Genomic DNA, 7,618 nt, shown 5'->3' on the forward strand with positions numbered 1-7,618 from the left:
CCCCACCCCGCCCCTTCCCGAACCGGGGCGCTGCCCCGGGCCCCGCTGGGGCTGCGCCCCAGACCCCGTTTCGGGGGCTCCGCCCCCGGACCCCCGCCGGGGCTCCGCCCCTGGACCCCGCTCCTCAAACGCCGGAGGGGTGGGGGCGGAGGGGGCTGTGGAGTCCAGAGGGGGCCACGGGTCCGAGGGGGCCATGGGTCCGGAGGGGTGGAGGTCCGGGAGGGGGCTGGGAGTCCGGGAAGGGGCTGGGACGCGGAGAGGGCTGGGGGCGGAGGGGGTTGGGAAGCCGGAGGGGTGGGGGCGGAGGGGGCTGGGACGCGGAGGGGTGGGGTCGGGAGGAGCTCCGGTCCGGGAGGGCTGGGGGTGCGGCTCCGCCCCGGACGGCCTCCCTCTCAAGCCCCAGCCGCGCCGCGCTTCTCCTCTGCCAGGCGTTCGTAGTACCGCAGGAGTTCCACGTCGTCCACCGAGCCCGGGTTGACCGCCTTCTCCAGGGAGGTGCCCTGGAGGAGGCGCTTGACCGGGACCTCGATGCGTTTGCCGGTCAGGGTGTGGGGGACGCCAGGGACCTCGATGATCTCGTCCGGGACGTGGCGTGGGGAGAGCTGGGTGCGGATGGTGGTCTTGATGCGGCTCAGGAGTTCCCCGTCCAGTGTGGCGCCGGGGGCCAGGTGGACGAAGAGTGGCATCCAGTAGCCGCCGTCGGGTTGTTCGACGCCGATGACGAGGGATTCGCGGATCTCCGGGAGCCGTTCGACGGCCTCGTAGATGTCGGCGGAGCCCATCCGGACGCCCTGCCGGTTGAGGGTGGAGTCGGAGCGGCCGTGGATGACGACGGTGCCGCGGGAGGTCAGGGTGATCCAGTCGCCGTGACGCCACGCGCCGGGGAACATCTCGAAGTAGCTGTCGCGGTAGCGGCTGCCGTCGGGGTCGTTCCAGAAGCGGACCGGCATCGACGGCATGGGGCGGGCCACGATCAGCTCGCCGACCTCGTCGACCACCGGTTCGCCCTGTGGGTCCCATGCCTGGAGGTCGGTGCCGAGGCCGGGGGCCTGAAGCTCGCCGATGTAGACGGGGAGGGTGGGCACGGCGCCCGCGAAGCAGCTACACACATCGGTGCCGCCGCTGACGGAGGCGATCCACATGTCCTCGGCCACCTCGTCGTGGATCCACCGGAAGCCGTCGGGCGGCAGCGGGGAGCCGGTGGTGGCGACGCATTTGATGCGGGAGAGGTCGAAGTCGCGGCCCGGGTGGACATCGGCCTTGCGGCAGGCCATGACGTACGCGGCGGAGGTGCCGTAGAGCGTGGTCCCGGTGCGCTCGGCGACGCGCCACTGGGCGGCGGTGTCCGGATGGCCGGGGCTGCCGTCGTAGAGGACCACGGTGGCGCCGACCAGCAGTCCGGACACCAGGAAGTTCCACATCATCCAGCCGGTGGAGGTGTACCAGAAGAAGCGGTCGCCGGGGCCGAGGTCGCAGTGGAGGCCGAGCTGCTTGAGGTGTTCGAGCAGGATGCCGCCCTGGGACTGGACGATCGCCTTGGGCAGGCCGGTGGTACCGGAGGAGTAGAGCACCCACAGCGGGTGGTCGAAGGGCAGCGGCTCGAAGACCGGCTCCGCCGGTTCGCGGACGATGTCGTCCCAGCGGAGCGCGCCCTCGGGGGCGGGGGTGCCCAGCAGCGGGATGTGGACGACGGCGCGCAGGGTGGGCAGCTCGGCGCGCAGCTCGGCCACGGTCTCGGTGCGGTCGTGGGTCTTTCCGCCGTAGCGGTAGCCGTCGACGGTGAAGAGCACCACCGGTTCGACCTGCTGGAAGCGGTCCAGGACGCTGCGGGCGCCGAAGTCGGGGGCGCAGGAGGTCCATACGGCGCCGACGGCGGCGGTGGCCAGGAGGGCGACGGTGGCCTGGGGGATGTTGGGGACATAGCCGCTGACCCGGTCGCCCGGGCGGACGCCGAGGCGGCGCAGCTCGGCGGCGACGGCGCCGACCTGGCCGCGCAGTTCGGCCCAGGTGACCGGGCGCGGGTCAGTGGTCTCGTCGACGTGGAGCAGCGCGGGCTCGGCGGCGCGGGCGGGGTCCTCGGCGGCGCGCAGGGCGTGCTCGGCGTAGTTGAGGGTGGCGCCGGGGAACCAGTGGGCGCCGGGCATGGTGGCGTCGGCGAGCACCCGTTCGTACGGGGTGGTGAAGCGCACCTCGAACCATTCGGCGACCGCCTGCCAGAAGGTCTCCAGCTTCTCCACCGACCAGCGGTGCAGCGCGGCGTAGCTCGCGGCCGGGTCGTCCTTGGCGGGGGCGGGCGCGCCGTGCCGCTCGGCCGCCCAGGCGTGGAAGGCGGTCAGCCGGGACCGGTCGATCCGGTCCGCGCCGGGCTGCCACAGGGGCTGTGGCCGATGGTCGGAGTGGGCTGCGGTGGTCATGGGTGTCGGCTCCCGGGCTGTCCGCGTCGGATGTGTCCGTGGGTGGTGCATCCGCCTCGTATGCGTCCGGTCAGGACGATGCCACGTGATCGACTCCGACACCAGGGGCGCCACTCCACATCACAGGGCGGGATCATGTGGGAGGACCACAGGTGAACGGCAGTTGAACCATATCCCTGCCGGGCGTCGGCAATGGCAGGCTGATCAGTATGGATGCGCGTGACCTGGTGCGGTCGGAAAAGCTGGTGCGGTCGATGAAGGTGATCTGCACGGCGCAGGGGCTGCGGTCACTGCGCTCGGCCTGGCGGCGTCGGCGTTCCGACGCGGTCGGGCTGCCCCGCCGGGGCACCGAGCTGGCCAGGGTGCCGGGTGAGGTGGAGGGGGCCGAGCCGGAGCCGGGGGGCGGGGTGGTGCGGTTCGCCAGGTCCTCGCTGCGGGTGCGGGTGACCACGGGTGGCGCGGTGTTCTGCGGCTGGGACGGGGCCGAGCCGGAGCCGTCGTACGCGCTGGACGGGCCCTGTCCGGAGCCGGACGAGCGGGCGGAGCTGGAGCCGGACACCGGCGGCGGCTGGCGGGTGGTGTCCGAGCGGGTCACGGTGATGGTGTCGCGGACCGGCACGGTGGAGGTGCGCACCCCGGGCGGGGTGGTGCTGCGACGGGATCTGCCGCCGCGCTGGTGGGAGCCGGCCGGGGCGCCGGGCCCCTTGGAGCCGGGGGCGGGTGGGGAGGGCGCGCGCTGGCTCCAGCGGTCCGAAGTGGCGGCGGACGCACGGTTTTTCGGGCTCGGCGGACGGGCGTCGGGGCCGCGGCTGCGGGACGGGGTGTACCGGCTGTGGAACACCGATCCGGGCGGCAGCTTCGGGCCGGGGGACGATCCGCTGTATCTGACCATGCCGGTGCAGTTGGTGGTGGCCGACGCGGGCACCCATCTGGTGTTCCACGACAACTCCTGGGACGGCTCGGTCACCCTGCGGGAGGGCGAGGAGGGCGCGGGCTCGGGCCACGACCGGCCCGGAAGCTGCCGGACGCGGATGGAGGGCGGCCCGCTGCGCTACTGGGTGATCGTGGGCACCCCGGCGCGGGTGCTGCACGGCTGGGCGGCGCTGACGGGCGCCCCGGCCGTACCGCCGCGGTGGGCCCTCGGCCATCACCACGCGCGCTGGGGGTTCCACGACGCGCAGGAGGTCCGCCGGGTGGTGGCGGGCTACCGGGAGCGGGATCTGCCGCTGTCCGTGCTGCATCTGGACATCGACCACTACGCCGGCCACCGGGTGTTCACGGTGGACCGGGCGCGCTTTCCCGATCTGCCGGGGCTCGCCGCCGAGTTGCTCGAGGACGGAGTGCGGCTGGTGTCGATCGTCGACCCGGCGGTGAAGGCGGAGCCGGGCGACGCGGTGTACGCGAGCGGGGCGGCGGACGACGTCTTCGTACGCGACACCCGGGGCCGTGAGGTGCGCGGAGTGGTCTGGCCGGGCGAATCGGTGTTCCCCGACTTCACCGATCCGCGGGTGCGCAAATGGTGGGGCGGGCTGTACGCGGAGCGGCTGGCGCAGGGCTTCTCCGGGGTGTGGCACGACATGAACGAGCCGGTGTCGTTCGCCGCCTTCGGGGAGACCACCCTGCCGCGCTCGGCCCGGCACGCCCTGGAGGGCCGCGGCGGCGACCACCGCGAGGCGCACAACGTCTACGCGCTGGCGATGGCGCGGGCCGGCTACGAGGGGCTGTGCGAGCTGCGCCCCGACGAGCGGCCGTTTCTCTTCTCGCGCTCGGGGTGGGCGGGGCTCCAGCGGTACGGGGGCAGTTGGTCCGGCGATGTGGCCACCGGCTGGGCGGGGCTGCGGGCCTCGCTGTCGCTGGTGATCGGGCTGGGCCTGTCCGGGGTGCCGTATTCGGGGCCCGACATCGGCGGCTTCACCGGCTTCCCGTCGCCGGAGCTGTATCTGCGCTGGTTCCAGCTTGGCGCGTATCTGCCGCTGTTCCGCACCCATTCGGCGATCACGGCGGGGCGGCGGGAGCCATGGGAGTTCGGCTCGGAGGTGCTGGAGCACGCGGCGGCGGCGCTGCGCGAACGGCAGCGGCTGATGCCCTACTTCACGACCCTGGCCCAGTTGGCCGCGCGCACCGGCGCCCCGTATGTCCGCCCCGTGTGGTGGCGGACCCCCAAGGACCGCGCGCTGCGCGACTGCGAGGACGCCTTTCTGCTGGGCGACGCGCTGCTGGTGGCGCCGGTCCTGGAGGAGGGCGCCCGCCGCCGGCCGGTACGGCTGCCACGCGGCCGCTGGTACGACACGGTGACCGGCCGGGCCTACGACGGCCCGGGCAAGGTGGTCCTGGACGCCCCGCTGTCGGGCATCCCGGTACTGGCCCGGGCCGGTTCGGTGGTTCCGGTGACGGGGCCGGACGGCGGGGTGGAGCTGGAGGTATGGACACCGTGCCAGGGCCGTAAGGGCGCGGGAGCGGGCACGCTGGCCGTGGAGACGGGCGACGGCTGGGAGAAGCCGGAACTGCTGCGGTTCGCCACCCGGCTGCGGGACGGTGCGCCGACGATAGAGCGGGAGGGCGGTGGCGAGGTGGGATATCCGGTACGGATACGGGGCGAGCCCCCGGAGGAGGGGAAGCCGCCGCGTCGCACGAGTTGAGGGGGTGCGCGTCGCGAGTCGCCCTGCGGCGGCCGGTGTTCAGGTACCGCTCCGGCCGCAGAACTTCGCCTGGAGTAGATCGGTGAAGATACCGATGGGGTCCTTCCAACCGCCATCGCACCAGTCGCCGTTGACGTTGGCGGTGACCATCTCTTCGCCACCGTGAGCGCCGTAGCTGTAGGACCACGATCCGAAGAGCGCACCCCCCATGCCCCAGACCGTTTCTCCGCAGGGCAGCCGCACTGACGAAACGCCGAGTCCGTAGGCGGCGTTGGAAATCCAGTCGCGGGTGGGCACGGTGGTGAACATGTCGTGTTGTTGGCCCGGTGGCAGTATCCGGCCCCCCAGCAGGGCGCCGAAGAACCGGTTGAGGTCCCCGGCGGTGGAGATCATGCCGCCGGCTGCCCAGAACATGGATGGATCGAGCTCGGTCGCGTCGTGGACCGGCGCGCCGGGGTCGGTCCGGAACAGCTTTGTGTAGTGCCGGGAGTGTGGCCCGTGGATCGTCGGGTCGCTGCCGTGCGGCAGGTAGTGCCTGTCAGGCCGAGTGGGCGGGAGATCCGCTCTGCGATCTCCTCGGCAAGCGCGCGGCCGGTGGCCCGTTCGATGATCATGCCTGCGAGGACGTAGTTGGTGTTGGAGTACGCCCAGCCCGAACCCGGTGTGAGGGTGGGCGGATGGGATACGGCGATCCGCACCAGTGACTCGGGGGTGTGTGTCTCGGAACGGTTCAGCGCTTCCTGGTCATCGGTGTAGTTGAAGATCCCGCTGGTGTGGTTGAGCAGCATCCTGATGTTCACGCTGGAACCGTCGTGGTGGTGGCCGTGGACCACGCCGGGCAGCCACTGTTCGGCGGTGTCATCCAGGCTCAGCCTGCCTTCGGCCGCCAGTTGCAGCACGACGGTGGCCACGAACGTCTTGCTGATGCTGCCGATCCGGAATCGGTCCTGCTGTGAGCGCTCGCGGCCGGTTCGGGTGTCGGCCACTCCTGCGGTCCCGAACCACTGCCGGTCGCCGTCGCGGACCTCAGCAAGAATGCCGGGAAGGCCGCCTTGAGCCACGGCTTGCTGAAGTAATCGCCGGATCGCCTCGTAGCCCTCGGCTTTTGAGTCCGGCGCAGACTCGGCTACGGCGCCCGCAGCCTTGGCTGGTTCGGCTCCCGATCGGGCGCTGAGCGTCTGCCGTACCCGGTCCGCCAGCTCGGCCTGATCGACACCGGCCAAGGCGAGCGCGCGCGGCACGGTACCGATGTGAGCCTTCAGGATCCCGAGCAGCAGATGCGCTGACCCCAGGTCCTTCTTGCGGGCGGAGGCGAAGCTCCGCTCCAGTGCGAGTCTGGCGGACGCACCCAACTTGGGCTGCCGGGAAGCGTGATTCGGCCTGGGAAGGTCATAGGCGCCCGGAGACACACCAATCATGCTCAGGCTGTGCTCGAACTCTCGGTCCAGTGCCTCGCGGACAGCAGCGTGATCGAGCCCGGCCGAGGCCAGGACCCGCTGTGCGGTGGACCCCTGGTCGGCGGCGAGCGACAACAGGAGATGGTGCGCGTCGATCGTCGCCGAGCCGTCCTCGTGGACTTCGTGCGTCGCCCGCACGATGACCGCGTGCAGGTACTTGTCAAACGCGCTCATCGCCGCGCCTCCTCAGTTTGACTCCGGCGGCGATGAGCCGCTTGGCGTGCTTCTTGTGGACCGCTTGGCGGGTGACACCGAGTGCCTCGGAGACCTGCGGCCAGCTCCAGCCCGCCCGCATGGCCTGCTCGACAGCGGCGTCCTCCAGTTGATCGGCAAGGCGCCGCAACGCCACGACAGCCGCCAGGCTGTCGGCGGGCTCTTGAGGCAGGGGATTCTTGGCGGCGGGCATGCAAGCAACTGTAGTTGACTAATGAGGTTAGTCAACCCGAGTTGCTCATGACCAGGACACGGCAGGGCGATGCGTCGGGGACTTGCGATCACGGGCCGGGCAAGTGGCCGCGTCCGGCCGCAACCGGGGCGAGACGTCGACCGCGAGAACGAGACGGTCGTCACTCGGACAACCCGGCGTACGCCCACTCGGCTGCGTGCTCCTCGACGAATTCGGCGAAATTGCGGGGCGGACGGCCGGTCAGGTCCAGCACCGCGGTGCTGACCTGGTCTTCCCGACCAGCCCTGATGCCGTCTTCCACAGCGGCGATGGCAGCGGCGAACTCGGCAGACATGCCTGCGGCCCGGTAGTTGGCCGCCTGCTCGTCGGCGCCGATCGTCACCACTCGGACCGGCCGTCCAGTACGGGCGGTGATGATTGCCGCCGCGCTCTGGTAACTCAAGGCATTCGGCCCGGTGAGCAGGTAGTCGCGCCGACCGCCGGGCTCGATGCCGGGGTCGGCCAGCAGGGCGAAGGCAGCGGCCGCGATGTCCCGCGCGTCGACCCAACCCACTCGGCCGTCACCGGCGGCGGTGCGGATCTCGCCGTGCCGCCGGATGCGCCCGCCCACCGGGTGTGGGCTCAGGAAGTTCTGCATGAACCCGGACGCGCGCGGCACGGCCCACCCGGGCCGGGCCCGCACCCGCGCGGCCAGCTCCAGCG

Annotated in this window: 6 protein-coding genes; 1 reads left to right on the plus strand and 5 read right to left on the minus strand. The window is 72.0% G+C overall.

Annotation, left to right across the window (positions count from 1 at the left end; translation table 11 throughout):
- Positions 1-392: 392 nt before the first annotated feature.
- A complete protein-coding gene (locus KN815_RS37470) occupies positions 393-2,414 on the minus strand; it encodes an acetoacetate--CoA ligase (RefSeq protein ID WP_216346302.1) in 2,022 nt (673 codons plus the stop codon).
- Between the two features lie 209 nt (positions 2,415-2,623).
- Here KN815_RS37470 and KN815_RS37475 point away from each other — a divergent pair, with 209 nt between their 5' ends.
- Positions 2,624-5,053 (plus strand): glycoside hydrolase family 31 protein, encoded by a 2,430-nt coding sequence (locus KN815_RS37475; RefSeq protein ID WP_216346303.1) that lies wholly within the window; start codon positions 2,624-2,626, stop codon positions 5,051-5,053.
- Positions 5,054-5,092: 39 nt separating this feature from the next.
- Here KN815_RS37475 and KN815_RS52415 read toward each other — a convergent pair whose 3' ends face one another.
- The 4 genes from KN815_RS52415 to KN815_RS37490 form a co-directional block, all read right to left on the minus strand.
- Positions 5,093-5,467: a serine hydrolase domain-containing protein gene (locus tag KN815_RS52415; RefSeq protein WP_372458583.1), complete on the minus strand. Its 375-nt coding sequence runs from the start codon at positions 5,465-5,467 to the stop codon at positions 5,093-5,095.
- A complete protein-coding gene (locus KN815_RS37480) occupies positions 5,443-6,684 on the minus strand; it encodes a serine hydrolase (RefSeq protein ID WP_507229920.1) in 1,242 nt (413 codons plus the stop codon). Before KN815_RS37480 ends, KN815_RS52415 begins: the two co-directional genes overlap by 25 nt.
- Positions 6,671-6,916 carry a hypothetical protein gene (locus KN815_RS37485; RefSeq protein ID WP_216346304.1) on the minus strand — a complete coding sequence of 82 codons (246 nt, stop codon included), beginning with the start codon at positions 6,914-6,916 and terminating at the stop codon, positions 6,671-6,673. Before KN815_RS37485 ends, KN815_RS37480 begins: the two co-directional genes overlap by 14 nt.
- A gap of 160 nt (positions 6,917-7,076) precedes the next feature.
- A partial coding sequence (locus KN815_RS37490) for a Rossmann-fold NAD(P)-binding domain-containing protein (protein WP_507229921.1) occupies positions 7,077-7,618 on the minus strand: 542 nt, incomplete at its 5' end.

The organism is Streptomyces niphimycinicus, from assembly GCF_018883605.1.
GTDB lineage: Bacteria > Actinomycetota > Actinomycetes > Streptomycetales > Streptomycetaceae > Streptomyces > Streptomyces niphimycinicus.

Excerpts from the sequence above, each read along its gene's own strand:
- KN815_RS37470 (WP_216346302.1), bottom strand. The coding sequence starts at position 2,414 with ATGACCACCGCAGCCCACTCCGACCATCGGCCACAGCCCCTGTGGCAG.
- KN815_RS37475 (WP_216346303.1), top strand. The coding sequence starts at position 2,624 with ATGGATGCGCGTGACCTGGTGCGGTCGGAAAAGCTGGTGCGGTCGATG.
- KN815_RS52415 (WP_372458583.1), bottom strand. The coding sequence starts at position 5,467 with ATGTTCTGGGCAGCCGGCGGCATGATCTCCACCGCCGGGGACCTCAAC.
- KN815_RS37480 (WP_507229920.1), bottom strand. The coding sequence starts at position 6,684 with ATGAGCGCGTTTGACAAGTACCTGCACGCGGTCATCGTGCGGGCGACG.
- KN815_RS37485 (WP_216346304.1), bottom strand. The coding sequence starts at position 6,916 with ATGCCCGCCGCCAAGAATCCCCTGCCTCAAGAGCCCGCCGACAGCCTG.